At 71.4% G+C, this 26,412-nt stretch carries 26 protein-coding genes and 1 pseudogene; 23 read left to right on the top strand and 4 right to left on the bottom strand.

Annotation, left to right across the window (positions count from 1 at the left end; translation table 11 throughout):
* The first annotated feature begins 1 nt into the window (after position 1).
* Genes ruvX through LDL48_RS17580 form a run of 3 tightly spaced genes read left to right on the top strand, consistent with a single transcriptional unit; the run spans position 2 to position 2,477 of the window.
* Positions 2 to 463 carry a Holliday junction resolvase RuvX gene (ruvX, locus tag LDL48_RS17590; protein ID WP_225256438.1) on the top strand — a complete coding sequence of 154 codons (462 nt, stop codon included), beginning with the start codon at positions 2 to 4 and terminating at the stop codon, positions 461 to 463.
* Positions 460 to 1,650 carry an endolytic transglycosylase MltG gene (mltG, locus tag LDL48_RS17585; protein ID WP_225256232.1) on the top strand — a complete coding sequence of 397 codons (1,191 nt, stop codon included), beginning with the start codon at positions 460 to 462 and terminating at the stop codon, positions 1,648 to 1,650. The genes ruvX and mltG overlap by 4 nt, the downstream gene beginning before the upstream one ends.
* The gene (locus tag LDL48_RS17580) at positions 1,647 to 2,477 is read left to right on the top strand and encodes a shikimate dehydrogenase (RefSeq protein ID WP_225256231.1); all 831 of its coding nucleotides are present in this window, start codon (positions 1,647 to 1,649) and stop codon (positions 2,475 to 2,477) included. The genes mltG and LDL48_RS17580 overlap by 4 nt, the downstream gene beginning before the upstream one ends.
* A 733-nt stretch (positions 2,478 to 3,210) precedes the next feature.
* Here LDL48_RS17580 and LDL48_RS17575 read toward each other — a convergent pair.
* The gene (locus tag LDL48_RS17575; RefSeq protein ID WP_225256230.1) at positions 3,211 to 3,435 is read right to left on the bottom strand and encodes a hypothetical protein; all 225 of its coding nucleotides are present in this window, start codon (positions 3,433 to 3,435) and stop codon (positions 3,211 to 3,213) included.
* 113 nt (positions 3,436 to 3,548) lie between these two features.
* On the opposite strand from LDL48_RS17575, the gene aroC reads away from it, so the two are divergent.
* Both aroC and LDL48_RS17565 read left to right on the top strand, forming a co-directional pair.
* The gene (gene aroC, locus LDL48_RS17570; RefSeq protein ID WP_225256229.1) at positions 3,549 to 4,727 is read left to right on the top strand and encodes a chorismate synthase; all 1,179 of its coding nucleotides are present in this window, start codon (positions 3,549 to 3,551) and stop codon (positions 4,725 to 4,727) included.
* On the top strand, positions 4,727 to 5,230 hold the full coding sequence (locus LDL48_RS17565) for a shikimate kinase (protein WP_225256228.1): 504 nt from the start codon (positions 4,727 to 4,729) through the stop codon (positions 5,228 to 5,230). Before aroC ends, LDL48_RS17565 begins: the two co-directional genes overlap by 1 nt.
* Positions 5,231 to 5,288: 58 nt before the next feature.
* On the opposite strand, the gene LDL48_RS17560 is transcribed toward LDL48_RS17565, so the two are convergent.
* Entirely contained in the window at positions 5,289 to 5,993 is a 705-nt protein-coding gene (locus LDL48_RS17560; RefSeq protein WP_225256227.1) for an alpha/beta fold hydrolase, read from the bottom strand.
* Positions 5,994 to 6,054: 61 nt separating this feature from the next.
* Here LDL48_RS17560 and LDL48_RS17555 point away from each other — a divergent pair, with 61 nt between their 5' ends.
* Positions 6,055 to 7,038 carry a helix-turn-helix transcriptional regulator gene (locus tag LDL48_RS17555; protein WP_225256226.1) on the top strand — a complete coding sequence of 328 codons (984 nt, stop codon included), beginning with the start codon at positions 6,055 to 6,057 and terminating at the stop codon, positions 7,036 to 7,038.
* On the opposite strand, the gene LDL48_RS17550 is transcribed toward LDL48_RS17555, so the two are convergent.
* Complete coding sequence (locus LDL48_RS17550; RefSeq protein ID WP_225256225.1) at positions 7,020 to 7,724, bottom strand: Clp protease N-terminal domain-containing protein; 705 nt, start codon at positions 7,722 to 7,724, stop codon at positions 7,020 to 7,022. The genes LDL48_RS17555 and LDL48_RS17550 overlap by 19 nt on opposite strands.
* 69 nt (positions 7,725 to 7,793) lie before the next feature.
* Here LDL48_RS17550 and aroB point away from each other — a divergent pair, with 69 nt between their 5' ends.
* From aroB to nusB, 4 genes are read left to right on the top strand one after another with little or no spacing between them, the layout of a single operon-like run.
* The gene (gene aroB, locus LDL48_RS17545; protein ID WP_225256224.1) at positions 7,794 to 8,870 is read left to right on the top strand and encodes a 3-dehydroquinate synthase; all 1,077 of its coding nucleotides are present in this window, start codon (positions 7,794 to 7,796) and stop codon (positions 8,868 to 8,870) included.
* Positions 8,867 to 9,310, top strand: coding sequence for a type II 3-dehydroquinate dehydratase (gene aroQ / locus LDL48_RS17540; protein WP_225256223.1), 444 nt, complete (start codon positions 8,867 to 8,869; stop codon positions 9,308 to 9,310). Before aroB ends, aroQ begins: the two co-directional genes overlap by 4 nt.
* Positions 9,311 to 9,365: 55 nt before the next feature.
* The gene (efp, locus tag LDL48_RS17535; protein ID WP_225256222.1) at positions 9,366 to 9,923 is read left to right on the top strand and encodes an elongation factor P; all 558 of its coding nucleotides are present in this window, start codon (positions 9,366 to 9,368) and stop codon (positions 9,921 to 9,923) included.
* Positions 9,924 to 9,946: 23 nt separating this feature from the next.
* Complete coding sequence (gene nusB / locus LDL48_RS17530) at positions 9,947 to 10,357, top strand: transcription antitermination factor NusB (protein ID WP_225256437.1); 411 nt, start codon at positions 9,947 to 9,949, stop codon at positions 10,355 to 10,357.
* An 84-nt stretch (positions 10,358 to 10,441) separates the two neighbouring features.
* Here nusB and bldD read toward each other — a convergent pair whose 3' ends face one another.
* Positions 10,442 to 10,930 carry a transcriptional regulator BldD gene (gene bldD, locus LDL48_RS17525; RefSeq protein ID WP_014446326.1) on the bottom strand — a complete coding sequence of 163 codons (489 nt, stop codon included), beginning with the start codon at positions 10,928 to 10,930 and terminating at the stop codon, positions 10,442 to 10,444.
* A 289-nt stretch (positions 10,931 to 11,219) separates the two neighbouring features.
* Here bldD and pyrR point away from each other — a divergent pair, with 289 nt between their 5' ends.
* From pyrR to metK, 13 genes and pseudogenes are all read left to right on the top strand, one after another.
* Positions 11,220 to 11,798, top strand: coding sequence for a bifunctional pyr operon transcriptional regulator/uracil phosphoribosyltransferase PyrR (gene pyrR / locus LDL48_RS17520; RefSeq protein ID WP_225256221.1), 579 nt, complete (start codon positions 11,220 to 11,222; stop codon positions 11,796 to 11,798).
* The gene (locus LDL48_RS17515; RefSeq protein ID WP_225256220.1) at positions 11,795 to 12,718 is read left to right on the top strand and encodes an aspartate carbamoyltransferase catalytic subunit; all 924 of its coding nucleotides are present in this window, start codon (positions 11,795 to 11,797) and stop codon (positions 12,716 to 12,718) included. Before pyrR ends, LDL48_RS17515 begins: the two co-directional genes overlap by 4 nt.
* Entirely contained in the window at positions 12,715 to 13,977 is a 1,263-nt protein-coding gene (locus tag LDL48_RS17510) for a dihydroorotase (protein ID WP_225256219.1), read from the top strand. The genes LDL48_RS17515 and LDL48_RS17510 overlap by 4 nt, the downstream gene beginning before the upstream one ends.
* The gene (carA, locus tag LDL48_RS17505) at positions 13,977 to 15,083 is read left to right on the top strand and encodes a glutamine-hydrolyzing carbamoyl-phosphate synthase small subunit (RefSeq protein ID WP_225256218.1); all 1,107 of its coding nucleotides are present in this window, start codon (positions 13,977 to 13,979) and stop codon (positions 15,081 to 15,083) included. Before LDL48_RS17510 ends, carA begins: the two co-directional genes overlap by 1 nt.
* On the top strand, positions 15,083 to 18,394 hold the full coding sequence (gene carB / locus LDL48_RS17500; RefSeq protein ID WP_225256217.1) for a carbamoyl-phosphate synthase large subunit: 3,312 nt from the start codon (positions 15,083 to 15,085) through the stop codon (positions 18,392 to 18,394). The genes carA and carB overlap by 1 nt, the downstream gene beginning before the upstream one ends.
* Before the next feature lie 154 nt (positions 18,395 to 18,548).
* Entirely contained in the window at positions 18,549 to 19,577 is a 1,029-nt protein-coding gene (locus LDL48_RS17495; RefSeq protein ID WP_225256216.1) for a quinone-dependent dihydroorotate dehydrogenase, read from the top strand.
* Between the two features lie 140 nt (positions 19,578 to 19,717).
* Complete coding sequence (locus tag LDL48_RS17490) at positions 19,718 to 20,980, top strand: adenosylmethionine--8-amino-7-oxononanoate transaminase (RefSeq protein WP_308016468.1); 1,263 nt, start codon at positions 19,718 to 19,720, stop codon at positions 20,978 to 20,980.
* A gap of 21 nt (positions 20,981 to 21,001) precedes the next feature.
* Positions 21,002 to 21,832: an orotidine-5'-phosphate decarboxylase gene (pyrF, locus tag LDL48_RS17485; protein WP_225256214.1), complete on the top strand. Its 831-nt coding sequence runs from the start codon at positions 21,002 to 21,004 to the stop codon at positions 21,830 to 21,832.
* Between the two features lie 184 nt (positions 21,833 to 22,016).
* Positions 22,017 to 22,334, top strand: coding sequence for an integration host factor, actinobacterial type (mihF, locus tag LDL48_RS17480; RefSeq protein ID WP_225256213.1), 318 nt, complete (start codon positions 22,017 to 22,019; stop codon positions 22,332 to 22,334).
* Positions 22,335 to 22,366: 32 nt separating this feature from the next.
* Entirely contained in the window at positions 22,367 to 22,978 is a 612-nt protein-coding gene (gene gmk, locus LDL48_RS17475) for a guanylate kinase (protein ID WP_225256212.1), read from the top strand.
* A gap of 66 nt (positions 22,979 to 23,044) precedes the next feature.
* Entirely contained in the window at positions 23,045 to 23,308 is a 264-nt protein-coding gene (gene rpoZ, locus LDL48_RS17470) for a DNA-directed RNA polymerase subunit omega (RefSeq protein WP_015623990.1), read from the top strand.
* Positions 23,309 to 23,381: 73 nt separating this feature from the next.
* A pseudogene (gene coaBC, locus LDL48_RS17465) lies at positions 23,382 to 24,566 on the top strand (bifunctional phosphopantothenoylcysteine decarboxylase/phosphopantothenate--cysteine ligase CoaBC); the annotation flags it as partial.
* Between the two features lie 98 nt (positions 24,567 to 24,664).
* The gene (gene metK, locus LDL48_RS17460) at positions 24,665 to 25,855 is read left to right on the top strand and encodes a methionine adenosyltransferase (RefSeq protein ID WP_225256210.1); all 1,191 of its coding nucleotides are present in this window, start codon (positions 24,665 to 24,667) and stop codon (positions 25,853 to 25,855) included.
* Positions 25,856 to 26,412 lie beyond the last annotated feature (557 nt).

Genomic DNA, 26,412 nt, shown 5'->3' with positions numbered 1-26,412 from the left:
GATGAACCCACGGCCGCGGGGTAGGCGGCTGGGTGTCGATGTCGGTAAGGTCCGTGTCGGGGTCGCGATGAGTGACCCCGACGGGATCTTGGCCACTCCGTTGGTCACGCTCCCACGAGACATGGGGACGGCCGCCGATTCCGTACCCGCAGACATAGCCGAGCTCGTACGCCTCGTGGCCGAATACGAGGCGGTGGAGATCGTGGTCGGCCTCCCCGTGCGCCTGACCGGCGCGGAGGGGCCTGCCGCCATCGACATCCGTGGGTACGCTGAGCGACTGACCCGTGCGATGACGCATGTGCCGGTTGTTCTGGCGGACGAGAGGATGTCGACCGTGGTCGCAACCCGTAGGCTGGCCGAACGTGGCGTCCGAGGGAAGCGCCAACGGGCGGTTGTCGATCAGGCAGCCGCGGTGGAGATCCTGCAGAGCTGGCTGGACGCGCAGCGGAGGCAGACACGATGATCGACGAGCTGGATCTGGCGTTCGACGAACAGGCCGAACGCGGTAAACCCCGGCACCGGCGCGGTTCGCGTGGCGGCAAGGGTGGCGGCGCCGGTACGTCGACGGTCGCGTTCCTGATGGCCTTCATCCTGCTCGCCGTGCTCGGCGGCGGTGCGTTCCTGGGCTACAACAAGATCAAGGACTTCTTCACCGCGGCCGACTACGACGGACCGGGCACCGGCACCGTCCAGGTGCAGATCAAGGAGAACTCGTCGCTCACCCAGATGGGCAACGTGCTCGTCGAGGCCGACGTGGTGAAGAGCACCAAGGCGTTCGTCGAGGCCGCCGAGGAGAACCCCCGCGGCCAGAACATCCAGTCCGGGACGTTCAAGCTGCGCAAGCAGATGTCCGGCGACGAAGCGGTCAAGCTGCTGCTCGACCCCAAGTCCCGGGTCAGCAAGGGCGTCACGATCCCGGAGGGCAAGACCACCTTCCAGGTGTACGACATCCTCGCCAAGGGCACCGGCATCCCGGTCGCCGATTTCAAGGCCGCGGCCAAGGACCCCGAGGCGCTGGGCGTGCCGGACTTCTGGTTCAACCGCACCGATGACCAGAAGGTCACCAAGTCGATCGAGGGCTTCCTGTTCCCGGACACCTACGAGTTCGAGCCGAACGCGACCGCCGCGGAGATTCTCGAGACGATGGTCCAGCACTTCATGTCCGTGGCCAAGAAGCTCGACTTCGTCGCCAAGGTCGAGCAGGACCGCGACATCAGCCCGTACGAGGCGCTCACGGTGGCGTCGCTGGCCCAGGCCGAGGGCGGCATCCAGGAGGACTACGGCAAGATCGCCCGGGTCGCCTATAACCGCCTGTACAGCGGCGACTTCTTCTGCGACTGCCTCGAGTTCGACGTCGGGATCAACTACTACTACCAGCTCACCGGCCGGCCGACGAAGCCCTCGGGAAAGATGACCGACGAGGAGCTGCGCGACCCGAAGAACCCGTACCGCCTGCACGGCAAACCGGGCCTGACCCCCACCCCGATCAACAACCCGGGTGAGGCCGCCCTCCGCGCCGCGATGAACCCGCCGAAGGGTCCGTGGCTGTACTTCGTCGCGATCGACAAGAAGGGCCGCTCGGCGTTCGCGACCACCAACGAGGAGCACAACCGGAACCGCCAGATCGCGGAAAAGAACGGGGTCCTGTGACGGTCGGCCGTCGAGCCGCGGTGTGCGGCAAGCCCATCGCACACTCGCTGTCGCCGGTCGTCCACGCCGCCGGTTTCGCCGCCGCCGGGCTGCTGAACTGGACGTACACCGCGATCGAGTGCGCCGCCGCGGAACTGCCCGACCTGGTGCGCGGCCTCGGCCCCGACTGGGTCGGACTGTCGCTGACCATGCCGCTCAAGGAGGCCGCGCTGTCGGTCGCGGCCTCGGCGACACCGGCGGCCGTCGCGGTGGGCGCGGCCAACACGCTGGTACGCCGCCCCGACGGCACCTGGCACGCGGACAACACCGACATCCCCGGCATGGTGCGCGTACTCCGCGACGCCGGCGTACCCGACAGTCCCACGGTGACCGTCCTGGGCGGCGGCGGAACGGCCCGCGCCGCCCTGGCCGCCGCGGCCCAGCTGGGCGCCGACGAGGTGACCGTGGTGACCCGCCGAGCGGAGGCGGCCGACGACCTGCGTGCCGTCGCCGAAGCACTGGGCCTGCGCCTGCACCGCCTCGACTGGACCGACGCACCGGCCGGCTTCGGCGCCGACGCGATCCTCTCCACGGTCCCCAGGGGCGCCGCCGACCCCCTTGCCGCGACGGTCCGGTGGCGCCCCGGCAGCGTCCTGTTCGACGCGGTCTACGACCCGTGGCCCACCCCGATCGCCGAGGCGGCATCACCACACGGCGTCCGGGTGGCGTCCGGCCTCGACCTGTTGCTGGCGCAGGCGCTGGGCCAGTTCGAGCAGTTCACCGGCGTGGCGCCAGCCCCGGAAGTCGCCATGCGCGAGGCACTGGCGGCGGCCGCCTCCCTCCGCTGACCCGCACCCACCCCGCCGCTGGTGGCGCTGCTGTCGGCTTGGTCGTTGCCTGTGCCGTCGTCGGTTCCGTCGTGGTGCTGCCGGTTTGGTCGCTGCCTGTGCCGTCGTCGGTCCTGTCGTGGTGCTGTCGGTTTGGTCGTTGCCTGTGCCGCCGCCTCCCCGCTGCCTGTGCCGCCGCCTCCCCGCTGCCCGTGCCGCCCCGCCTCCACGCTGCCCGTGCCGCCCCGCCTCCCCGCTGCCCGTGCCGCCGCGGACTCCGCGCCGCCCCCCGTCGCGGGCTCCGTCCTCACCTCCTCGATCTTGGACTTGTGGTGGGGACAAAAGCGCATGGCGTCCACGAATCGGGCACCACGGGTCCAAGATCGACGCATCTGGGGGTGCGGGCGGGCGAAGCACGGGTGGGATGTGGGCTGGGTGGTGCTGTGTGACGGGGCGCGGGGACGCTGGCATCGTCGCGCGGTGGCGTAGGGCGGAGTGGAACCTCGCGCCGATCAGGTTCGCCCTATTTGCACCGCCTGTGACGCGGCTCCAGCCACGTAATTGCGCGGCGTGTGGAGGGATGGTTAGTTCCGCGCCAGAACTCGACACGCTCGGTCGCCACGGCGCGGGCGTGCAGAGATATGGCGCGCTCCGCTCCCAAAAGCCACACGGCTCGTCCGGCCCGGCGCTCGAAGTCCTCACGCTCCGGCCCGGCGCTCGAAGTCCTCACGCTCCGGCCCGGCGCTCGAAGTCCTCACGCTCCGGCCCGGCGCTCGAAGTCCTGACGCTCCTCTGGCCCCGCGCGCTCGAAGTCCTGACGCTCCTCTGGCCCCGCGCGCTCGAAGTCCTGACGCTCCTCTGGCCCCGCGCGCTCGAAGTCCTCACGCTCCTCTGGCCCCGCGCTCGAAATCTCACGCTCCTCTGGCCCCGCGCGCTCGAAATCCTCACGCTCCTCCAGCCCCGCGCTCGAGATCCACACGCTCGACGCCACACGCACGCCGAAAGCCCCACACCACGAAGCCCCCGGTCCGCACCTCGGGACGCGGCCGGGGAGGCGGCGGCCGCCCGGTGCGGCATGCCAGACTGTGACCCGTGTTGCGCTGGCTGACCGCAGGTGAATCCCATGGCCCGGCGCTCGTCGCCCTACTCGAGGGCGTACCCGCCGGCGTGCGGGTGACGAGCGACGACATCGGCCGTGATCTCGCGCGCCGCCGTCTCGGTTACGGCCGGGGCGCGCGGATGTCGTTCGAGCAGGACGTGATCGAGATCATCGGGGGCGTACGCCACGGTGTCACGATCGGCAGCCCGGTGGCGGTCCGGATCGGCAACTCGGAGTGGCCGAAGTGGCAGACCGTGATGGCCGCCGACCCGGTGGACCCGGAGGAACTGGCGTCGCTGGCCCGTAACGCGCCGCTGACCCGGCCCCGGCCCGGGCACGCCGATCTGGCCGGCATGCAGAAGTACGGTCACACCGACGCCCGTCCGATCCTGGAGCGCGCCAGTGCCCGGGAGACCGCGGCCCGGGTGGCCGTCGGCGTGGTGGCGAAGGCGCTGGTGAAGCAGGCGCTCGGCATCGACGTCGTGTCGCACGTGATCGAGCTGGGCCCGGTGGCCGCGAAGGCGGGACTGATCCCGACCCCGGACGACGCGGACCGGATCGACGCCGACCCGCTGCGCTGCCTCGACCCGGACGCCAGTGCGCGGATGGTGGCCGAGGTGGACGCGGCGAAGAAGGACGCGGACACGCTCGGCGGGATCGTGGAGGTGCTGGCGTACGGCGTACCCCCGGGGTTGGGATCGCATGTGCAGTGGGACCGTAAGTTGGACGCCCGGCTGGCCACCGCGTTGATGTCCATCCAGTCCGTCAAGGGCGTGGAGATCGGTGACGGATTCACCCAGGCGCGGTCCCGCGGTTCGGTGGCGCACGACGAGATCGTGCCGACGGCGGACGGGGTCCGGCGGGTCACCGATCGCGCGGGCGGTCTCGAGGGTGGCATCACCAACGGCGAGAATCTTCGGGTACGCGCGGCGCTGAAGCCGATCTCGTCGCTGAACCGGGCGCTGCAGACCGTGGACGTCGTCACCGGCGAGGCCACCACGGCGATCAACCAGCGGTCCGACGTGTGCGCGGTGCCGGCCGGCGCGGTGGTCGCCGAGGCCATGGTGGCGCTGGTGCTGGCGGAGGCGGCGACCGAGAAGTTCGGTGGTGACTCGGTGGCCGAGATCCGCCGCAACGTGGCCGGTTACCTCGACAGTCTGCCGATCCGCTGATGGCGCCCGCGGCGGTTCTGGTCGGTCCGCCCGGCGCCGGGAAGACGACCGTGGGTGAGGCGGTGGCGGCGCTGCTGGGTGTGCCGTTCGCGGACACCGACGCGATGGTCGAGGCGGAGGCCGGCAAGCCGATCCCGGAGATCTTCTTCGACGAGGGGGAGCCGGCGTTCCGGGCCCTGGAGTCGGCCGCGATCGCGTCCGCGCTGGCGTCGTTCGACGGCGTGCTGGCGCTGGGCGGCGGCGCGATCCTGAACGACGACACCCGGGCGGCCCTGGCCGCGCAGACCGTCGTGTTTCTGTCCGTGGAGCTGACCGACGCGGTGAAGCGGGTCGGCCTGGGGCCCGGGCGGCCGCTGCTCGCGGTGAACCCCCGGGCCACCCTCAAATACCTGATGGAGCAGCGCCGCCCGCTGTACGCACAGGTCGCCACGCACACCGTGGCGACCGACGGCCGCGCCCCGGAGGACATCGCGGCCGAGGTGACCGCACTGCTCAAAGGCTGAGCGCCGCACTGCTCAAAGGCTGAGCGCCGCACTGCTCAAAGGCTGAGCGCCGCACTGTTCAAAGGCTGAGCAGCGCCTCGGCCAGGGCCTCTGGTTCGCTCAGCATCGGCCAGTGCCCGGTGGGCAGCGACACGATCCGGGCCTCGGTCAGGCCGGCGAAGAACGGGTGGCCGGCGGCCTGCATGGCGGCGATCCGATCGGGCGGGAAGGTGCACGCGACCAGCGCCGTGGGCAGGTCCGCGGAGGTGGCCCGGGTGCCGAGCGGTTGGGCGGCGGCGGCCAGCGGGTGCGGGGTGCCGCGGGTACGCAACAGCGTCAGCGCCGCGTCGTCCAGGCCGGCCAGCAGCACCGGGTCGGCCTGCGCGTCCCAGGGCCGCGGCGGCACCGTGCCGTCGGTGAACCCGGCCGGGTCCTCGCCGCCGAGTGCCAGTTGGCTGGTGCCCTCCGGGAGCGGTCCGGCGTCCACGTACACCACCTGCCTGATCCGCGCCTTGAGCCGCAGCGCGGCGGCGCTGACCGGCAGCCCGCCGTAGCTGTGCCCGACCAGCACGACGTCGCGCAGGTCCTCCGCCTCGACCAGCCGCACGATGTCCGCGATGTGGGTGTCCAGGTCGACGCCGGGGCCGAGCAGGTGTGAGCGGTCGGCAAGGCCGGTCAGGGTGAGCGGGTACACGTCGTGGCCGCGGGCGCGCAGCGTCCGGGTGACGTCGCGCCACGCCCACGCGCCGAGCCACATGCCGGGAACCAGGAGGTAGGTCGTCATGCGGCCGACGCTACGCACGATACCGGGCAGGTTCCGCCCGGTATCGCGGGAGAATGTCGCCATGGCTCATCCCGCGTCCCGCGTCCTCGCGATGCTGGAACTGCTCCAGGCGCACCGGCACCTGACCGGTCCGGATCTCGCCGGGCGTCTCGGCGTCGACGAACGCACGGTCCGCCGGTACGCCGGCACGCTGGCCGACCTCGGCATCCCGGTGACCACCGTCCGGGGCCGGTACGGCGGCTACCGCCTGCTGCCCGGCTTCAAGTTGCCGCCGCTGATGTTCACCGACGACGAGGCGGTCGCGGTGCTGCTCGGGCTGGTGGCGGCGGAGCGGCTGGGGCTGAGCACCGAGGCGCCGGCGGCGGCCGCGGCGGCCGCGAAGATCTCCCGGGTGCTGCCGCGTCCGCTGGCCGAGCGGCTGGCCGCGTTGCGCGGGTCGCTGGGGTTCACGCTACGGGACCGTCCACCGCCGGCGCCGGGGAGTGCGGCCGAGCATGCGCCGCCGGACACCGGCACGCTGCTCACCGTGGGCGCCGCGACCCGGGCCCGGGAGCGGCTGGCCGTCACGTACCGGAGCTGGCGGGGTCCCACGACCGAGCGCGACGTCGACCCGTACGGCGTGGTGTTCCACGCCGGCCGCTGGTACCTGGTCGGCCACGACCACCGCAGCGGCGAGGTCCGGTCGCTGCGGGTGGACCGGATCGCGGCGGCCCGGCCCACCGCGGCCCGGTTCACGCCGCCGCCGGACTTCGACCCGGTGGCCCATCTGCGCGGGCAGCTGGCCGGCCTGCCGTGGACCTGGGAGGTCGAGGTGCTGGTGGAGGCGGACCTGGCCGAGCTGCGGGCGCGGGTGCCGGCCTCGGTCGGCGACCTGGCTGAGGCGGACGGCGGGGTGCGGCTGCGCTGCCGGGCGCAGAGCCTGCCCGGCATGGCGCAGTTGCTGGCCGGTCTCGGTCATCCGTTCACGGTGGTCGGGCCGGCGGAACTGCGGGATGCCGTGGCCGACCTGGCCGGCCGTCTCGCCGGCTACGCCGGTCGCGGATAGCCCGCCTCCAGGGCTTCGATCCGGCTGACCAGCGGTGCCAGTTCCTGCCGGAGCGCGTTCAGCAGGGCGGGCGGCGCGGTCTGGGCGCGCAGGTGGCTGTAGCCGGCCAGGGCCGCGGACACCGCCCGGCGTACCGCCTTGGGGTCCGCGCCGGCCTCGCGCAGCACCCGCCCGGCGACCCCGTCCGGCTCGGCGGCGAGGCCGATCAGCAGGTGCTCGCAGCCCACGTAGTTGTGCCCGAACGCGGTCGCCTCGCCCACCGACAGCTCCAGCGCGTGCGCGGCGGGGACGCTGAACCGCAGGCCGCCGGCGTCACCGGGCTCGTCCGTCGCGGCCCGGGTCAGGACGGCGGTGAGGTCGGCGGTGGAGACCTCCATCGACCCGAGCACCTGCAGCGCCAGGTTGTTGCCCTCGTCCAGCACCGCGCGCAGCAGCTGTCCGGTGCCCACCGGGGACGCGCCGGAGTCGCGGGCCAGCCCGAGCACGGCGACCGCGCGGGCGGTGAAGGACGGCAGGCGGGCGGCCAGATCGGCGTCGGTGAGTTCGCCGAGAACGGTCTGCCGGATCGCGGTGATCCGGCGGACGGCCTGATCGAGGGCGCGCTGGCAGATCGCCGAGACGGGTATGCCGGTGTCGCGGACGGCATCGGCCAGATCGTCGGGAAGGTACACGTTGATTTTCGGCATGCCCTAGTTATAACCCGCATGGGGTTAGAAAAATATAACCCCATGGGCCGCGCACTAGGCTGACCCGCGATGGACGAGGTCACCCGCATTCCCGTGCCCGGCGACCGGCCGTACGACGTACTGGTCGGCCGCGATCTGTTCGGCACCCTGCCGCCGCTGCTCGCCGGCGCCGCCCGCGCCGCCGTGCTGCACGCCCCACCGCTGGCTCCGGCCGCCGGCCGGGTCGCCGACGTGCTGACCGCCGCCGGCATCCGGCCGCTGCTGATCGAGGTGCCGGACGCCGAGGCGGGCAAGACCGTCGAGGTCGCCGCCCGCTGCTGGGACGCGCTCGGCGCGGCCACCTTCACCCGTACCGACGTGGTGCTCGGCGTGGGCGGGGGAGCGGTCACCGACCTGGCCGGTTTCGTCGCCGCCAGCTGGCTGCGCGGCGTGCGCTGGGTGCCGGTGTCGACGTCGCTGCTCGGCATGGTGGACGCGGCCGTCGGCGGCAAGACCGGCATCAACGTCGCCGCCGGCAAGAACCTGGTGGGCGCGTTCCATCCGCCCGCCGGGGTGCTCTGCGACCTGGACCTGCTCGACACGCTGCCGCCCGACGACCTGGTCGCCGGGCTGGCCGAGGTGGTCAAGTGCGGCTTCATCGCGGATCCGGCGATCCTCGACCTGGTCGAGGCCGACCCGGCCGCGGCCGCCGACCCGCGCCGGCCGGCGCTGCGCGAGCTGGCCGAGCGCGCGATCCGGGTGAAGGCCCACGTGGTCGGCACCGACCTGCGGGAGTCGGGGCTGCGCGAGATCCTCAACTACGGCCACACGCTGGGGCACGCCATCGAGAAGCGTGAACGGTACGCCTGGAAGCACGGTCACGCGGTCGCCGTCGGCCTGGTCTTCGCCGCCGCGCTGGCCGGGCTGTCCGGGCGGCTCGACGAGGCCACCGTCCAGCGACACCGCACCGTGCTGGAGCTGCTCAAGCTGCCCACCACGTACCGCGCCGAGGCCTGGCCCGAGCTGCTCGCCGCGATGCGGGTGGACAAGAAGTCCCGGGCCGACACGTTGCGCTTCGTGGTGCTCGACGGGCTCGCCGCGCCGGCCATCCTCACCGGTCCGGACGACGCCACGCTGCACCGGGCCTACCAGGAGGTCGCCCGATGAGGGTGTACGTGCTCAACGGCCCCAACCTCGGCCGGCTGGGCACCCGCCAGGTCGACGTGTACGGCCGGACGTCGTACGACGACCTGCGCGCGCTGTGCGAGCAGAACGGCCGCGAACTGGGACTCGACGTGGTGGTCCGGCAGACCGACGCGGAGCACGAGATGCTCGCCTGGCTGCACGCCGCCGCGGACGAGGAGGCGCCGGTGGTGCTCAACCCCGGTGCCTGGTCGCACTACAACTACGCGGTCCGGGACGCCTGCGCGATGCTCCGCGCCCGGCTCGTCGAGGTGCACCTGTCGAACATCCACGCCCGGGAGGAGTTCCGGCACCACTCCGTCGTCTCGGCGATCGCCACCGGCGTCATCTGCGGGCTCGGCGTGGACGGTTACCGCCTGGCATTGGCACACCTGGCCGGTCCACCCGATTCGCCGCGCGGGTAAATGCGCCGGTAGACTCGCTCGGTCACCCTCTGATCGTTCACAAACAAGGCAGGACATGGCTTCCACCAACGACCTGAAGAACGGCCTGGTGCTCAACCTCGACGGCGAGTTGTGGGCCGTCGTGGAGTTCCAGCACGTCAAGCCGGGCAAGGGTGGGGCGTTCGTGCGCACCACGCTCAAGAACGTGCTGTCCGGCAAGGTCGTCGACAAGACCTTCAACGCCGGCACCAAGGTCGAGACCGCGACCGTGGACAAGCGCACCATGCAGTACCTGTACAAGGACGGCGACGACTTCGTCTTCATGGACCTGGACACCTTCGACCAGATCCCGGTGCCGGACGGCACGGTCGGCGAGGCGGCCAACTACCTGCTGCCCGAGGCCGAGGCGACGGTCGCGACGCACGAGGGCGTGCCGCTCTACATCGAGCTGCCCACCAGCGTGTTCCTCGAAGTGACGTACACCGAGCCGGGCCTGCAGGGCGACCGGTCCACCGGCGGCACCAAGCCGGCCACCGTGGAGACCGGCGCCACCGTGCAGGTGCCGCTGTTCATCACCACCGGCGAGAAGATCAAGGTCGACACGCGGGACGGCCGTTACCTTGGCCGTAGCTGATGGCTGAGGGCCCCAAGACCCAGATGCCCGCGCGCCGGAAGGCGCGCAAACGGGCCCTCGACGTGCTCTACGAGGCGGATCTGCGCGATCTTCCACCCCGCCAGGTGCTGACCGCCTATCTGGAGCGGATCGCCAAGCCGCACCCCGACCACCTCGATTACACGATCGGGCTGGTCGAGGGCGTCGCGGAGAACCTGGACCGGGTGGACGAGTTGATCGCCAGCTACGCCGAGGGCTGGACCATCGACCGCATGCCGGTGGTGGACCGCAACCTGGCCCGGATCGCGGTGTACGAGCTGCTCTACGAGGCGGACATCGACGACCCGGTGGCGATCACCGAGGCGGTCGAGCTGGCCAAGCAGATGTCCACCGACGACAGCCCTCGGTTCCTGAACGGCATCCTCGGCCGGATCGCCGAGTTCGCCACCCGGTGACCCCGGGTCATTGTTGATCAGCCGGTTCGGCCGGTGCAGACAAAGAGGGACCCACAGATGTGGGTCCCTCTTCGCGAAGCCGGTTCAGCTGGCGAAGAACGCGCGCGGGTCGGCGACCAGCACACCCTGCTCGGTCAGGCGCTCGATGAGGCCGGACGGCGAGATGTCGTAGACGATCGCCAGAGCGCGCAGGTCGTCGGCGCGGATCGAGAGGACCCGGCCGTTGTAGTCGCCGCGCTGCTGCTGAATGGCGCGGGCGTACCGCGCCACGTAGGCAAGGTCCTCGCCCGTGGTGTCGTACAGCTTCTCCAGGTCGAGCACAATCTTGTTGGTGGCCTCGAGCCGGATACCACTGCCGTCGGGCAGCAGTTCCGAAACGGGGACGCGGTAGAAGTCGGCCAGCTCGGCCAGACGCGACACGGTGACCGCACGGTCGCCGCGCTCGTACGAACCCACCACGACGGCCTTCCACCGGCCGTTCGACTTCTCTTCCACGCCTTGCAGGGACAGGCCCTGCTGCTGGCGGATGGAGCGCAGGCGGGCGCCCAACGACTTGGCGTACTCAGACGGCATTCGGACACTCCCAGTACTGTGCTGGCCCGGAGGGTTCTTCCCCCGCGATCGCTACGCAGCGTGACGGTACGTACTTTGCCATCCCTGGTCAAGTGTTGGTTACCGATGAGTCGCGGGGTCAGTGTGAAAGTTGCCCACAAACGTCCGCATTCTCAGAGGTCAGCCACGTCACCATGATCGCCGCCACGTGCACTGGTAACGTAGCGTCAGCGCTCGGGTCCGCGTCCACCGGGACCCGCCCAGACGTCCTTTAACGACCCGTCCCGTGAGGCGGGGAAGGAGGTCCGCCGTGGCATACCCACGCGCAGACACGCACGACGATGCCCTTCCGGGCAAGACCATTCTCAGCGGGTCCGACCTGCAACGGGTCGTCGACCGCATCGCGCACCAGATCCTCGAGAAGACCTCCGGCGCCACCGGCACCGTGCTGCTCGGCATCCCGACCCGGGGTGTCCCGCTGGCCCGCCGGCTCGCCGCCCGGATCCACGCCTTCGAGGGCATCGACATCCCGATCGGTTCCCTCGACATCACGCTGTACCGCGACGACCTGCGGCTGCACGCCACCCGGGCGCTCGGCAAGACCGAACTGCCGGGCGACGGCATCGACGGCCGCCGGGTGATCCTGGTCGACGACGTGCTGTTCTCCGGCCGCACCGTGCGCGCCGCCCTGGACGCGCTCAACGACGTCGGCCGGCCCAGCTCCGTGCAGCTCGCCGTGCTCGTCGACCGAGGGCACCGGGAGCTGCCGATCCGCGCCGACTACGTCGGCAAGAACATCCCCACCTCGCAGGCCGAGAGCGTCCGCGTGTCGCTGACCGAGATCGACGGTGGCCCGGACGAGGTCCGGCTGACCGGAGGAGCCTCATGATCAAGCATCTGCGGTCCGCCGCGGACCTGGACGCCGCCACCGCCACCCTGATCCTGGACACCGCCGGGGAGATGGCCACCCTGGCCGGCCGCGAGGTCAAGAAGCTGCCCACGCTCCGCGGCCGTACCGTGGTGAACCTGTTCTACGAGGACTCCACCCGCACCCGGATCTCGTTCGAGGCGGCGGCCAAGCGGCTCTCCGCCGACGTGATCAACTTCTCCGCCAAGGGCTCCAGCGTCTCCAAGGGCGAGAGCCTGAAGGACACCGCGCTGACCCTGCAGGCGATGGGCGCCGACGCGGTGGTGATCCGGCACCCGGCCAGCGGCGCCCCGCACCGGCTGGCGTCCTGGGTGGACGGCTCGGTGGTGAACGCCGGCGACGGCACCCACGAGCACCCGACCCAGGCGCTGCTGGACGCGTACACCATGCGGTCGCGGCTGGGCCGGATCGACGGCCTGAACGTGGCGATCGTCGGCGACGTGCTGCACAGCCGGGTGGCGCGCTCCAACGTGCTGCTGCTCGCCACGCTGGGCGCGAAGGTCACCCTGGTCGGCCCGCCGACACTCATTCCGGTGGACATCGTCGCCGCGATGGCGGGCGGCCCGAAAGTGTCGTACGACCTGGATAGCGTCCTCCCCGACGCGGACGTCGTGATGATGCTGCGGGTGCAGACCGAGCGGATGCAGGATTCCTACTTCCCGTCCGCCCGGGAGTATTCCCGCCGCTACGGACTCGACGTGCCGCGCATGCGGAAGCTGCCGTCGCACGCGATCGTCATGCACCCCGGTCCGATGAACCGGGGCATGGAGATCGCGCCGGAGGTGGCCGACTCGTCCCGGTCCACGATCGTCGAACAGGTCGCCAACGGTGTCAGCGCCCGGATGGCGGTTCTCTACCTGCTGCTCGGAGGAAAAGCGTGACCGCGTACCGCATCAAGGGAGTGTCGCTGCTCGGCGCCGAGCCGGCCGACCTGTTCGTCCGCGACGGCATGATCTCCGGCGCCGTCGCGGACGCCGAGACCGTCGACGCCGACGGGCTCGTCGCGCTGCCCGGCCTCGTCGACCTGCACACCCACCTGCGGGAGCCGGGCCGTGAGGACGCCGAGACGGTGGAGACCGGCTCGCGCGCCGCGGCGGTCGGCGGGTACACCGCGGTGTGCGCGATGGCCAACACCTCACCGGTCGCCGACACCGCCGGCGTGGTCGAGCAGGTCTGGCGGCTGGGCCGCGAGGCCGGCCTGGTGGACGTGCAGCCGATCGGCGCGGTCACCGTCGGCCTGGCCGGTAAGCAGCTCGCCGAGCTGGGCGCGATGGCCACCTCGGCGGCCGGAGTGCGGATCTTCTCCGACGACGGCCACTGCGTCGCCGACCCGCGCCTGATGCGCCGCGCCCTGGAGTACGTGAAGGCGTTCGACGGGATCATCGCCCAGCACGCCGAGGAACCGCGGCTCACCGAGGGCGCGCAGATGCACGAGGGCGAGGTCTCCACCCGCCTCGGGCTCACCGGCTGGCCGGCCGTGGCGGAGGAGGCGATCATCGCCCGCGACGTGCTCCTCGCCGAGCACGTCGGCAGCCGCCTGCACGTGTGTCACGTCTCCACCGCCGGGTCGGTCGAGGTGTTGCGCCACGCCAAGGCCCGCGGGGTCCGGGTGACCGCCGAGGTGACGCCGCACCACCTGCTGCTCACCGACGAGCTGGCGACCAGCTACGACCCGGTCTTCAAGGTGAACCCGCCGCTGCGCACCGCCGCCGACGTGGCCGCGCTCCGGCAGGCGCTGATCGACGGGGTGATCGACATCGTCGCCACCGACCACGCCCCGCACGCCGTGGAGGACAAGGAGTGCGAGTGGGCGTACGCCCGACCCGGCATGGTGGGCCTGGAGACGGCCCTGCCGGTGGTCCTGTCCGTCCTCGGTGAGCAGTGGGAGCTGATCGCCGAGCGGATGTCCCGCACGCCGGCCCGCATCGCGGGCCTGACCGGGCACGGCACCGACCTCGCGGTCGGCACGCCGGCCAACCTCACGCTGGTGGACCCGTCCGCCCGCCGGGTCGTCGACCCGGCCGGGCTGACCAGCCGCAGCCGCAACACACCGTACGCAGGCACCACCCTGCCGGGTCGCATCGTCGCGACCTTCCTCCGGGGCGAGCCGACAGTCTTGGACGGGAAGGCCGTCAAGTGATGAAACCAGCGATCCTGGTGCTGGAGGACGGACGCACGTTCGCCGGCACCTCCTACGGCGCCGACGGGGAGACCTTCGGCGAGGCCGTGTTCACCACCGGCATGACCGGTTATCAGGAAACCCTGACCGACCCCTCGTACCACAAGCAGGTGGTGGTCCAGACCGCCCCGCAGATCGGCAACACCGGGGTCAACCCGGAGGACGACGAGTCCGACCGGATCTGGGTGGCCGGCTACGTGGTCCGCGACCCGGCCCGGCGCCCGTCCAACTGGCGCTCCACCGCCGCGCTGGAGGACCGCCTCGCCGCCGAGGGGATCGTCGGCATCTCCGGCATCGACACCCGCGCCCTGACCCGGCACCTGCGCTCGCGCGGCGCGATGCGGGTCGGCGTGTCGTCGCTCGACCTCGATCCGGAGTCGCTGCGGGCCCGCGTGCTGGAGCAGCCGCCGATGACCGGCGCCGACCTCTCCGCGCAGGTCAGCACGGCGGAGCGGTACACCGTCGCGGCGGTCGGCGAGCACCGCTACACGGTCGCCGCGCTGGACCTGGGGATCAAGCGCAACGTCGCCCGCCGGCTGGCCGAACGCGGCGTGACCACGCACGTCTTCCCGGCCACGTCCACCGTGGAGGACCTGCTCGCGGTCGGCCCGGACGCGGTGTTCTTCTCGCCCGGCCCGGGCGACCCGGCCACCGCCGACCACCCGGTCGCGCTGGCCCGCGAGGTCATGCGCCGGCAGATGCCGCTGTTCGGCATCTGCTTCGGCAGCCAGATCCTCGGCCGGGCGCTCGGCTTCGGCACCTACAAGCTGGGGTACGGCCACCGCGGCATCAACCAGCCGGTGCTGGACCGGACCACCGGCAAGGTCGAGGTCACCAGCCACAATCACGGGTTCGCGGTGGACGCGCCGTTGAACACCGTGATCGACACCGACTTCGGCGGCGTCGAGGTCTCCCATGTCTGCCTCAACGACGATGTGGTCGAGGGCTTGCGGGCGCGCGACGTGCCCGCGTTCACCGTGCAGTACCACCCCGAGGCGGCCGCGGGCCCGCACGACGCGGACTACCTGTTCGACCGTTTCGTCGAGCTCGTGGAAAAGAGAGCCTGATGCCCAAGCGGACCGATCTGCAACACGTGATGGTGATCGGCTCGGGGCCGATCGTCATCGGCCAGGCCTGCGAGTTCGACTACTCCGGCACCCAGGCGTGCCGGGTCCTGCGCGCCGAGGGCCTGCGCGTCTCGCTGGTCAACTCCAACCCGGCCACGATCATGACCGACCCGGAGTTCGCGGACGCCACCTACATCGAGCCGATCACGCCCGAGTTCGTCGAGCTGATCATCGCGAAGGAGCGCCCGGACGCCATCCTGCCCACGCTGGGCGGGCAGACCGCGCTCAACACGGCGGTCGCGCTGCACGAGAACGGCGTGCTGGAGAAGTACGGCGTCGAGCTGATCGGCGCCAACATCGACGCGATCCGCCGCGGCGAGGACCGGCAGCTGTTCAAGGACATCGTGGCCAAGGCCGGTGGCGAGACCCCGCGCTCGCGGGTGTGCCACTCCATGGACGAGGTGCACGCCACGGTCGCCGACCTCGGGTTGCCGGTGGTCATCCGGCCCTCGTTCACCATGGGCGGGCTCGGCTCCGGCATGGCGCACACCACCGAGGACCTGGAGCGGATCGCCGGCGCCGGGCTGGCGTACTCGCCGGTGCACGAGGTGCTCATCGAGGAGAGCGTGCTCGGCTGGAAGGAGTACGAACTCGAGCTGATGCGCGACAAGCACGACAACGTCGTGGTGGTCTGCTCGATCGAGAACATCGACCCGATGGGCGTGCACACCGGCGACAGCGTCACCGTGGCGCCCGCCATGACGCTCACCGACCGCGAGTACCAGCACCTGCGCGACCTCGGCATCGCGGTGCTGCGCGAGGTCGGCGTGGACACCGGCGGCTGCAACATCCAGTTCGCGGTCAACCCGGAGAACGGCCGGCTGGTCGTCATCGAGATGAACCCGCGGGTGTCCCGCTCGTCCGCGCTGGCGTCCAAGGCCACCGGCTTCCCGATCGCCAAGATCGCCGCCAAGCTGGCCATCGGCTACACGCTCGACGAGATCCCCAACGACATCACGCTCAAGACGCCGGCCGCGTTCGAACCGGCCCTGGACTACGTGGTCGTCAAGATTCCGCGGTTCGCGTTCGAGAAGTTCCCCGGCGCCGACGCCGAACTCACCACCACGATGAAGTCGGTCGGCGAGGCGATGAGCCTGGGCCGCAACTTCGCCGAGGCGCTGAACAAGGCGATGCGTTCGATGGAGACGTCGGCCGCCGGGTTCTGGACCACCCCGTCCGGCGACGACCTGGACACCACCCTGGCCGCGCTGCGGGTCCCGCACGACGGCCGGCTCTACACGGTGGAGCGGGCGCTGCGGCTCGGCGCCTCGGTCGAGCAGGTGCACGAGGCCAGCGGCGGCATCGACCCGTGGTTCCTGGACGAGATCAAGGCGCTGGTCGACCTGCGGGCCGACATCCTCGCCGCCCCGGTCCTCGACGAGCCGCTGCTGCGCCGGGCCAAGCGGGCCGGCCTGTCCGACCGCCAGCTCGCCGCGCTCCGGCCGGAACTGGCCGGCGAGGACGGGGTACGCACGCTACGGCACCGCCTCGGCGTCCGGCCGGTCTACAAGACCGTCGACACCTGCGCGGCCGAGTTCCAGGCGGACACCCCGTACCACTACTCCTCGTACGACTCGGAGACCGAGGTCCGGCCGTCCGACCGGCCCAAGGTGCTGATCCTCGGCTCCGGTCCGAACCGGATCGGCCAGGGCATCGAGTTCGACTACTCGTGCGTGCACGCGGTCATGGCGTTGCGCGGCGTGGACTACGAGACTGTCATGGTCAACTGCAACCCGGAGACGGTCTCCACCGACTACGACACCGCGGACCGGCTGTACTTCGAGCCGCTCACCTTCGAGGACGTCCTGGAGGTGTTCCACTCCGAGGACTCGTCCGGCAAGGCGGCCGGCGGCCCCGGCGTGGTGGGCGTGATCGTGCAGCTCGGCGGGCAGACGCCGCTCGGCCTGGCGAACCGGCTCAAGAGCGCCGGCGTACCCATCGTCGGCACCTCGCCCGAGTCGATCGACCTGGCCGAGGACCGCGGCCAGTTCGGCGCGGTGCTGGCCCGGGCCGGGCTGCGCTCGCCCGACCACGGCACCGCCACGTCGTTCGACGAGGCCAAGGCCATCGCCGACGAGATCGGCTACCCGGTCCTGGTCCGCCCGTCCTACGTGCTCGGCGGCCGGGGCATGGAGATCGTGTACGACGAGGCCACGCTGCGCGGCTACATCGAGCGGGCCACCCAGATCTCGCCGGACCACCCGGTGCTGGTCGACCGGTTCCTGGACGACGCCATCGAGATCGACGTGGACGCGCTCTGCGACGCCACCGGCGAGGTCTACATCGGCGGCGTGATGGAGCACATCGAGGAGGCCGGCATCCACTCCGGCGACTCGTCCTGTTCGCTGCCGCCGGTCACGCTCGCCGGTTCGCACCTGGCCGAGGTGCGCCGCTACACCGAGGCGATCGCCCGCGGCGTCGGCGTCCGCGGCCTGCTCAACGTGCAGTACGCGCTCAAGGACGACACGCTGTACGTGCTGGAGGCCAACCCGCGCGCCTCACGCACCGTGCCGTTCGTGTCCAAGGCGACCGCGGTGCCGCTGGCCAAGGCCGCTGCCCGGATCATGCTGGGCGCGACCATCCAGGAGCTGCGCGCCGAGGGCCTGCTGCTCACCTCCCGCGACGGCGGTTCCACCCCGGACCACGCGCCGATCGCGATCAAGGAGGCGGTGCTGCCGTTCAAGCGGTTCCGTACCCCCGCCGGCAAGGGCGTGGACAGCCTGCTCGGCCCGGAGATGAAGTCGACCGGCGAGGTGATGGGCATCGACGTGGGCTTCGGCCAGGCGTTCGCCAAGTCGCAGGCCGCCGCGTACGGTTCGCTACCCACCAGCGGCAAGATCTTCGTGTCGGTGGCCAACCGGGACAAGCGCTCGATGATCTTCCCGATCAAGCGGCTCGCCGACCTCGGCTTCACCATCGTCAGCACGGCCGGCACCGGTGAGGTGCTGCGCCGGCACGGTATCGCCTGCGAGATCGTGCCGAAGCACTTCGAGAGCGCCGGCCAGAACGCCATCGCGCTCGTCGAGGCCGGCGAGATCGCGCTGATCATCAACACGCCGCAGGGTTCCGGCGCGAGCGCCCGCTCGGACGGCTACGAGCTGCGCAGCGCCGCGGTCACCAACGACATCCCGAGCATCACCACGGTGCCCGGCGCGGCCGCCGCCGTGATGGGCATCGAGGCCCTGATGCGCGGCGACATGACGGTCCGGCCGCTGCAGGAGCTGCACGCAACGCTCCGGAGCACGGAGTGACCGGCCCGACGCCGCGCCCCGGGCGGGTGTCTGGCGGGGCGGCTTTGTCGCTCTTCGGGCGGGTGTCTGGCGGCGCGGCTTTGTCGCTCTTCGGGCCGGCGGCTGCCGGCGGGGTCAGGCCGTCCGCGGAGCGGGCGGTGGCGGAGGTGCGGGGATGAGCGCGTTCGAGCACACCCTGCGGCCGGTGCTCTTCCGGGTCGGCGGCGGGGACGCCGAGGCGGCGCACGAGTTCACGCTGCGCCGCCTGGCCGGGCTGGGCCCGCGCGCCCTCGCGGTGCTCCGCCGCCGCTATGCCACCGCGGCGCCGGTCGAGGCGTTCGGCGTGCGGTTCCCCAACCCGGTCGGGCTGGCCGCCGGCATGGACAAGAACGGCGTGGCCCTGCCCGCCTGGCCGGCCCTGGGGTTCGGCTTCGTCGAGGTCGGGACGGTCACCGCGCACGCGCAGCCCGGTAACGACCGGCCCCGCCTGTTCCGCCTCCGGGACAGCGAGGCGGTGATCAACCGGATGGGCTTCAACAACGCCGGTGCGGCGGCGCTGGCCGAGCGCCTGGCCGGTGCCGGGCCGCTCGGCGTGCCGCTGGGCATCTCGCTCGGCAAGTCCAAGGTCACCCCGCTGGCCGACGCGGTCCAGGACTACCTGGCCAGTTACCAGCTGCTCCGCCCGTACGCGGATTACATCGCGGTCAACGTCTCCTCGCCGAACACCCCCGGCCTGCGCACGTTGCAGGACAAGTCGTCGTTGTCCGCGCTGCTGTCCGCGCTGGTCGGCAAGGTGCCGGTGCTGGTGAAGATCGCCCCTGACCTCACTGAGCCGGCCATCGCCGAGTTGCTCGAGGTCTGCCTGGCAGCGGGCGCCGCCGGGGTGATCGCCACGAACACCACCCTGGCCCGCGACGGCCTGTCCGACGCCGACCGGCCACGCGCCACCGAGGCGGGCGGGCTTTCCGGTCGCCCGCTGACCGAACGCGCCCGCAAGGTGGTCCACTTCGTGCACACCGAGACCGGCGGGCGGCTGCCGATCATCGGGGTCGGCGGGATCCTCGACCCGGACGACGCGGCCCGGATGTTCGACGCGGGCGCGTCGCTGGTGCAGCTCTACACCGGGTTCATCTACCGCGGCCCGGCTCTGGTGAAGGCGGTGGCGCGGGCCGCCGACCGGCACGAGGCACGGGCCGGACGATGACCGCCGGTCCGGCTCAGCATTCGGGTCCGGTCCAGCAATCCGGCACGGATCGGCCTTCCGGCACGGATCGGCCTTCCGGCACGGATCGGCCTTCCGGGCCCGGACCGGTGTCGGCTCGGCAGGGGCCGGACTCGGGGGCGATCGCCGATCTGCTGGCGCGGGACCGGGCCCACGTCTGGCATCCCTACGGCCCGATGCCCGGCCGCACCGACCCCTACCTGGTGGACAGCGCCGAAGGCGTCCGCCTCACCCTGGCCGACGGCCGCGAACTCGTCGACGGCATGTCGTCCTGGTGGGCGGCCATCCACGGCTACCGCCACCCGGTCCTGGACGCGGCGCTAACCGCGCAGGCGGGCCGGATGAGCCACGTCATGTTCGGCGGCCTCACCCACGCGCCGGCCGTCGAACTCGCCGGCACGCTCGTGGAGATCACCCCGGACGGGCTGGAGCACGTCTTCCTCTGCGACTCCGGCTCGGTGGGGGTGGAGGTGGCGATCAAGATGGCGCTGCAGGCCCAGCGTGCCCTGGGACGCCCGGAGCGGCAGCGCCTGGCCACCTGGCGGGGCGGGTACCACGGCGACACGTTCCACCCGATGAGCGTCTGTGACCCGGTCGGCGGTATGCACGCGCTGTGGACCGGGGTGCTCCCGGCGCAGGTGTTCGCGAACGTCCCGCCGGCCGGGTTCGACCCGGGCTACGCCGCTGGGCTGGCCGAGACGGTGGAACGGCACGCCGGTGAGCTGGCCGCAGTGATCGTCGAGCCGGTGGTGCAGGGTGCGGGCGGCATGCGGTTCCATGATCCGGCGTACCTGCGGGTGCTGCGTGAGGTCACCGCGGCGCACGGGGTGCTGCTGATCTTCGACGAGATCGCCACCGGCTTCGGGCGTACCGGATCGTTCTTCGCGGCCGACCAGGCCGGGGTGACGCCGGACATCCTCTGCCTCGGCAAGGCCCTGACCGGGGGCTACCTGTCGCTGGCGGCCACGCTCTGCACCCCGGCGGTGGCCCGGGCCATCTCCGCGGGCGAGGGCGGCGGGCTGGCGCACGGGCCCACGTTCATGGGCAACCCGCTGGCCTGCGCGGTCGCCAACGCGTCGATCGGGCTGCTGCGGTCCGGGGACTGGGCCGCGGACGTCCGCCGGATCGAGACCGGCCTGCGGGCCGGCCTGGCGCCGCTGCGGGGCGCGCCGGGGGTCGCGGACGTCCGGGTGCTCGGCGCGATCGGCGTGGTCCAGCTGGACCACGACGTGGACCTGCCGCGGGCCACCGCGGCCGCGGTGGACGCGGGCGTGTGGCTGCGGCCGTTCCGGGACCTGATCTACACCATGCCGCCGTACCTGACCGGTGACGACGATGTCGCCCGCATTACCCGGGGAATCACCGCCGCGGTGTCCGCCACCTGACACGGAAGAGGGAATTCGCGCATGCAGACCTTCGGAGAACGACTCCACCGGACCGTCGCGGAGCGCGGCCCGCTATGTGTCGGCATCGATCCGCACGCCGCTCTGCTGGAGAGCTGGGGTCTCCCGGACGATGTGGCCGGCCTGGAACGCTTCGCCCGTACGGTCGTCGATGCACTGGCCGATCGGGTGGCGGTGTTCAAGCCGCAGTCGGCGTTTTTCGAGAGATTTGGGTCACGTGGCATCGGAGTTCTTGAGTCAATTATCCGACAGTCGCGGGAGGCCGGCGTTCTGGTCCTGCTCGACGTGAAGCGCGGCGACATCGGCTCGACGATGGCCGCGTACGCAGGCGCATACCTCGATCCGCGCAGCCCGTTGTGTGCCGACGCGATTACTGTCAGTCCCTACCTCGGCGTCGGCTCGCTGCGCCCGGCGTTCGACATGGCGGCCGCTCACGGCGGCGGTGTTTTCGTTCTCGCGCTCACGTCCAACCCGGAGGGAGCGTCCGTCCAGCATGCTCGCGGCGCCGACGGACGGACCGTCGCGCAGACCGTGATCGACGAGATTGCGCAGGTCAACGCGGGTGCGGACCCACTCGGCAGCCTCGGGCTCGTGGTCGGAGCAACCATCGGGGACACCGGTCACGACCTGTCCAAGGTGAACGGTCCGCTGCTCGCCCCGGGCCTCGGCGCACAGGGTGGAAGCCCGGAAAACCTCCGGACGATCTTCGGCGAAAGCTTGCATAACGTGCTGCCCTCGTACTCGCGGGATGTGCTCGGCGCCGGCCCCGACGTGGCCGGATTGCGCGCCGCGGCCCTGCGTGCGACGGAGGCCTGCCGCGCCGTACTGGGGTGAAACAGGCCGCCTAGCAGGCCCGCCCCGAGGTGATCGAGGGGTACCCCCACGTTGCCGAATCCCTCGTTGACCGCTAGTTTTCCCGGCGCCGGGAACCACATGCCCCTTTGGTTCCCTGGCACACCACGTTTCACAGATGCGCCGGTATTGGACTACCGCCGCGATAGGGACCTGAGGAGAACTGGTGCCGCTCCCGTCACTGAGCCCCGAGCAGCGTGCAGCCGCGCTGGAGAAGGCCGCGGAGATTCGCAAGGCCCGGGCTGAGCTGAAGGATCAGCTCAAGTCCGGCAAGACCACCCTCGCCGCAGTGCTCGAGCGTGCCGAAGGCGACGACGTCGTCGGCAAGCTGAAGGTGTCCGCCGTGCTGCAGGCGATGCCCGGCATCGGCAAGATCCGGGCCACCCAGATCATGGAGAAGCTCAAGATTGCTGACAGCCGGCGTCTGCGCGGTCTGGGCGAGCAGCAGCGTAAGGCCCTCCTGGGGGAGTTCGCTGCGAACTGACTCATCGGCTCGTGTAGGAATGAGCCGTGAGCATGGATGACGACGCGCGCCCGGCAGCCCGCCTCACTGTTCTGTCCGGCCCCTCCGGGGTCGGCAAGGACAGTGTGATCGAGCTGATCCGGGCGCGTTCGCCATGGATCAAGCTGTCGGTCTCGGTGACCACTCGCAAGAAGCGGGACTACGAGATCGACGGCGAGCACTACCACTTCGTCACCCGTACCGAATTCCAGCGCCTGATCGACGGCGCGCAGCTGCTCGAATGGGCAGAGTTCGCGGGCAACCTCTACGGCACGCCCCGGGCCCAGGTCGAGGGCTGGCTCGCGCAGGGCCGGCCGGTCCTGCTGAAGATCGACCTGCAGGGCGCCCGGCAGGTCCGGGCTGCGATGTCCGAGGCGCAGTTGGTCTTCCTCGCGCCGCCGAGCGTCGAGGAGCTGAAGCGGCGGCTGGTCGGCCGCGGCACCGACGACGAGGAAACGATCAAGCGTCGCCTGGCCCACGCCGACGAGGAACTGGCGGCCGAGAAGGAATTCGACCGGACCGTCGTCAACGACTTCGTCGAGCGTGCCGCGGACGAGCTGGTAGGATTGCTCGGTTCGTCATATCTGGCGCCCGCACAGCCGAATCCGGGCGCCGGAGTTCCGTAGTCGGAGTTCCGCAGTCGCAGTTCCGTAGTCGCTAGAGTCCAGCAATCGCAGAGGACGTAAAACACCGTGGGAACCATCGCCAACCCCGAAGGCATCACCAACCCGCCGATCGACGAGCTGCTCGACAAGACCTCGTCGAAGTACTCGCTGGTGATCTTCGCGGCCAAGCGCGCCCGCCAGGTCAACGCCTACTACAGCCAGCTGGGCGAGGGCCTGCTGGAGTACGTCGGCCCCCTGGTGGAGACCACTCCGCAGGAGAAGCCCCTGTCGATCGCCATGCGGGAGATCAACGCCGGCCTGCTCACGGCCGAGGCGACCGACAACCCCTGACCCTGACCGCAGCCACACCGAACCCGCGTCCCTCCTCGGGGCGCGGGTTTCATCGTTTCTTCCGGGGGAGCACATGACCGAGGTGGTACTCGGCGTCTGCGGCGGCATCGCCGCGTACAAGGCCTGCGAACTGCTCCGGCTCTTCACCGAGTCCGGACATTCGGTACGGGTGGTGCCGACCGCCTCGGCGCTGAAGTTCGTCGGCGCGCCGACCTGGGCCGCGCTGTCCGGCCGCCCGGTCGCCACCGAGGTCTGGGACGACGCCCACGAGGTGCCGCACGTCCGGATCGGCCGGAACGCGGAGCTGGTGGTGGTGGCCCCGGCGACCGCCGACGTGCTGGCCCGGGCCGCCCACGGCCTGGCCGACGACCTGCTCACCAACACGCTGCTCACCGCCACCTGCCCGGTGGTGTTCGCGCCGGCCATGCACACCGAGATGTGGGAGCACGACGCCACCCGGGCCAACGTCGCGTTGCTGCGGGCCCGGGGCGCGGTGGTGATCGAACCCGCGGTGGGCCGGCTCACCGGCGCGGACACCGGCAAGGGCCGGCTGCCCGAACCGGAGCAGATCTTCGAGATCGCCCGCCGGGTGCTGCGCCGCGGCCCGACCGCCGACCTGATCGGCCGGCACGTCGTGGTCACCGCCGGCGGCACCCGCGAGCCGCTCGACCCGGTCCGCTTCCTCGGCAACCGGTCCTCCGGCAAACAGGGGTACGCGCTGGCCCGTACCGCGGTCGCCCGCGGAGCCCGGGTGACGCTGATTGCGGCGAACGTCACCCTGCCCGACCCGGCCGGCGCCGACCTGGTCCGGGTCGGCACCACCGAGGAACTCCGGCAGGCCACGCTCGCCGCGGCGGCCGACGCCGACGCGGTGGTGATGTCCGCCGCCCCCGCCGACTTCCGCCCCGCCGCCCGGGCCGACCAGAAGATCAAAAAATCCGGCGACGGTACGGCGCCCACGCTCGAACTGGTCACCAACCCGGACATCGCGGCCGCCCTCGGTGCCGCGAAAAACCCAGGTCAGGTCCTGGTCGCGTTCGCCGCCGAGACCCACGACGCGCTGCCCAACGCCCGGGCCAAGCTGGTCCGCAAACGGGCCGACCTGATCGTGGTCAACGAGGTCGGCACGGATCTGGTCTTCGGCGCCGACACCAACACGGTCACCATCCTGGGTGCCGACGGCAGCAACGTCACACTCGGCGAGCAGCCCAAGGACAACGTCGCGGACGCCGTTTGGGATGCGGTCGTGGCCCGGCTTGATCCGCACGTCACCGCCATGGGACGGGTCGACGGGGAGGCCCGGGCAATGACTACACTTCCGCGCAACGAGACACTCGACGAAATCTGAGGAGCACCGTGGCACGCCGCCTGTTCACCTCCGAGTCGGTCACGGAAGGCCACCCGGACAAGATCGCTGACCAGATCAGCGACGGCATTCTCGACGCGCTGCTGGCGCAGGACCCGCGCAGTCGCGTGGCGGTGGAGACGCTGATCACCACCGGCCAGGTGCACGTGGCCGGCGAGGTGACCACGCAGGCGTACGCGGACATCCCGGCGATCGTCCGCGAGACGATCCTCGGCATCGGCTACGACTCGTCGAAGAAGGGCTTCGACGGCGCCTCCTGTGGCGTCAGCGTGTCGATCGGGGCGCAGTCGCCGGACATCGCGCAGGGCGTGGACAGCGCCATCGAGCTGCGCGAGGGCGACTCCGACCACGTGCTGGACTCGCAGGGCGCCGGCGACCAGGGCATGATGTTCGGCTTCGCCTGCTCCGAGACCCCCGAGCTGATGCCGCTGCCGATCGCCCTCGCGCACCGCCTCGCCCGGCGGCTGTCCGTGGCCCGCAAGGACGGCACCATCCCGTACCTGCGGCCGGACGGCAAGACCCAGGTCACCATCGAGTACGACGGCCTGCGCCCGGTGCGCCTGGACACCGTGGTGGTGTCCTCGCAGCACGCCGCGGACATCTCGCTGGAGTCGCTGCTCACGCCCGACGTGCGCGAACACGTGATCGGGCCCGAGCTGGACGGCCTCGACCTGGACACCGAGGGCTACCGGCTGCTGGTCAACCCGACCGGCCGCTTCGAGATCGGCGGCCCGATGGGCGACGCCGGCCTCACCGGACGGAAGATCATCGTCGACACGTACGGCGGCTACGCCCGCCACGGCGGTGGCGCGTTCTCCGGCAAGGACCCGTCCAAGGTGGACCGCTCCGCGGCGTACGCGATGCGCTGGGTGGCCAAGAACGTGGTCGCCGCCGGACTCGCCGAGCGGTGCGAGACCCAGGTGGCGTACGCCATCGGCAAGGCGCACCCGGTCTCGCTCTTCGTGGAGACGTTCGGCACCGAGAACGTGCCGGTCGAGCGGATCGAGAAGGCCATCAGCGAGGTGTTCGACCTGCGCCCGGCCGCGATCATCCGGGACCTCGACCTGATGCGCCCGATCTACCAGCAGACCGCGGCGTACGGCCACTTCGGCCGGGAGCTGCCGGACCTCCGCTGGGAGAGCACCGACCGCGCCCAGGACCTGAAGAACGCCGCCGCCTGACCGATCGAGACGCTGGTGTACCACTGGAGCGCTCCAGTGGTACACCAGCGTTGTCGTATGGGCCGGTAGACGACGCCGGCGTTCCACTGACCGGTTTCCGGGTCCGCCTCACCGTCGTGAGGCGTCGGCGCTAGCAGGGCGCCGTTTTCCGATCGGCGTGCGTTGTGGTGCGGTATGCCCCCTTGCACGGTGAGCCTCGGAGCTCGGTAGACCTCTGGGGGCGGAAGCCGCATCGCACCGACTGTTCGGCTGCCACTACTGCCGGATCCGCGAAGTCCGGCGCGCGGCAGCGGGTCGTGGGCGTGCCGCGTGTGGTTTGCGGGTGCGCAGGGCGCCGTAGTTTCGCGCGCTGGGTTGGGGGTGGTGCCGCGTGTGTGGTTTTCGGGTGCGTGGGGCGCCGTGGCTCCGCACGTCGGCTCGGGCGTCGCCGTGGGCCTGCCCCGTTTTGGCGGACATCTGAGATCAGGAGCCGTAGGGCTCCGGGAGGATGTCCAGCATCATGGAGAGCGTGGGGAAGAAACGGTCGAGGCCTCGGCGGGCGTTCACGCCGCAGTTCA

It is taken from the genome of Jidongwangia harbinensis, assembly GCF_020216025.1.
In the GTDB taxonomy this organism is placed as follows: domain Bacteria; phylum Actinomycetota; class Actinomycetes; order Mycobacteriales; family Micromonosporaceae; genus Actinoplanes; species Actinoplanes harbinensis.
This window is presented reverse-complemented; position numbering and strand designations above follow the sequence as displayed.

Coding starts and splice junctions, on each gene's coding strand:
- nusB (WP_225256437.1), top strand. CDS start 9,947: ATGCCCGCGCGCCGGAAGGCGCGCAAACGGGCCCTCGACGTGCTCTAC.
- gmk (WP_225256212.1), top strand. CDS start 22,367: ATGGATGACGACGCGCGCCCGGCAGCCCGCCTCACTGTTCTGTCCGGC.
- mltG (WP_225256232.1), top strand. CDS start 460: ATGATCGACGAGCTGGATCTGGCGTTCGACGAACAGGCCGAACGCGGT.
- LDL48_RS17555 (WP_225256226.1), top strand. CDS start 6,055: ATGGCTCATCCCGCGTCCCGCGTCCTCGCGATGCTGGAACTGCTCCAG.
- aroQ (WP_225256223.1), top strand. CDS start 8,867: ATGAGGGTGTACGTGCTCAACGGCCCCAACCTCGGCCGGCTGGGCACC.
- pyrF (WP_225256214.1), top strand. CDS start 21,002: ATGCAGACCTTCGGAGAACGACTCCACCGGACCGTCGCGGAGCGCGGC.
- LDL48_RS17560 (WP_225256227.1), bottom strand. CDS start 5,993: ATGACGACCTACCTCCTGGTTCCCGGCATGTGGCTCGGCGCGTGGGCG.
- carA (WP_225256218.1), top strand. CDS start 13,977: ATGAAACCAGCGATCCTGGTGCTGGAGGACGGACGCACGTTCGCCGGC.
- carB (WP_225256217.1), top strand. CDS start 15,083: ATGCCCAAGCGGACCGATCTGCAACACGTGATGGTGATCGGCTCGGGG.
- aroB (WP_225256224.1), top strand. CDS start 7,794: ATGGACGAGGTCACCCGCATTCCCGTGCCCGGCGACCGGCCGTACGAC.
- ruvX (WP_225256438.1), top strand. CDS start 2: ATGAACCCACGGCCGCGGGGTAGGCGGCTGGGTGTCGATGTCGGTAAG.
- LDL48_RS17565 (WP_225256228.1), top strand. CDS start 4,727: ATGGCGCCCGCGGCGGTTCTGGTCGGTCCGCCCGGCGCCGGGAAGACG.
- LDL48_RS17515 (WP_225256220.1), top strand. CDS start 11,795: ATGATCAAGCATCTGCGGTCCGCCGCGGACCTGGACGCCGCCACCGCC.
- bldD (WP_014446326.1), bottom strand. CDS start 10,930: ATGCCGTCTGAGTACGCCAAGTCGTTGGGCGCCCGCCTGCGCTCCATC.
- LDL48_RS17550 (WP_225256225.1), bottom strand. CDS start 7,724: ATGCCGAAAATCAACGTGTACCTTCCCGACGATCTGGCCGATGCCGTC.
- LDL48_RS17495 (WP_225256216.1), top strand. CDS start 18,549: ATGAGCGCGTTCGAGCACACCCTGCGGCCGGTGCTCTTCCGGGTCGGC.
- efp (WP_225256222.1), top strand. CDS start 9,366: ATGGCTTCCACCAACGACCTGAAGAACGGCCTGGTGCTCAACCTCGAC.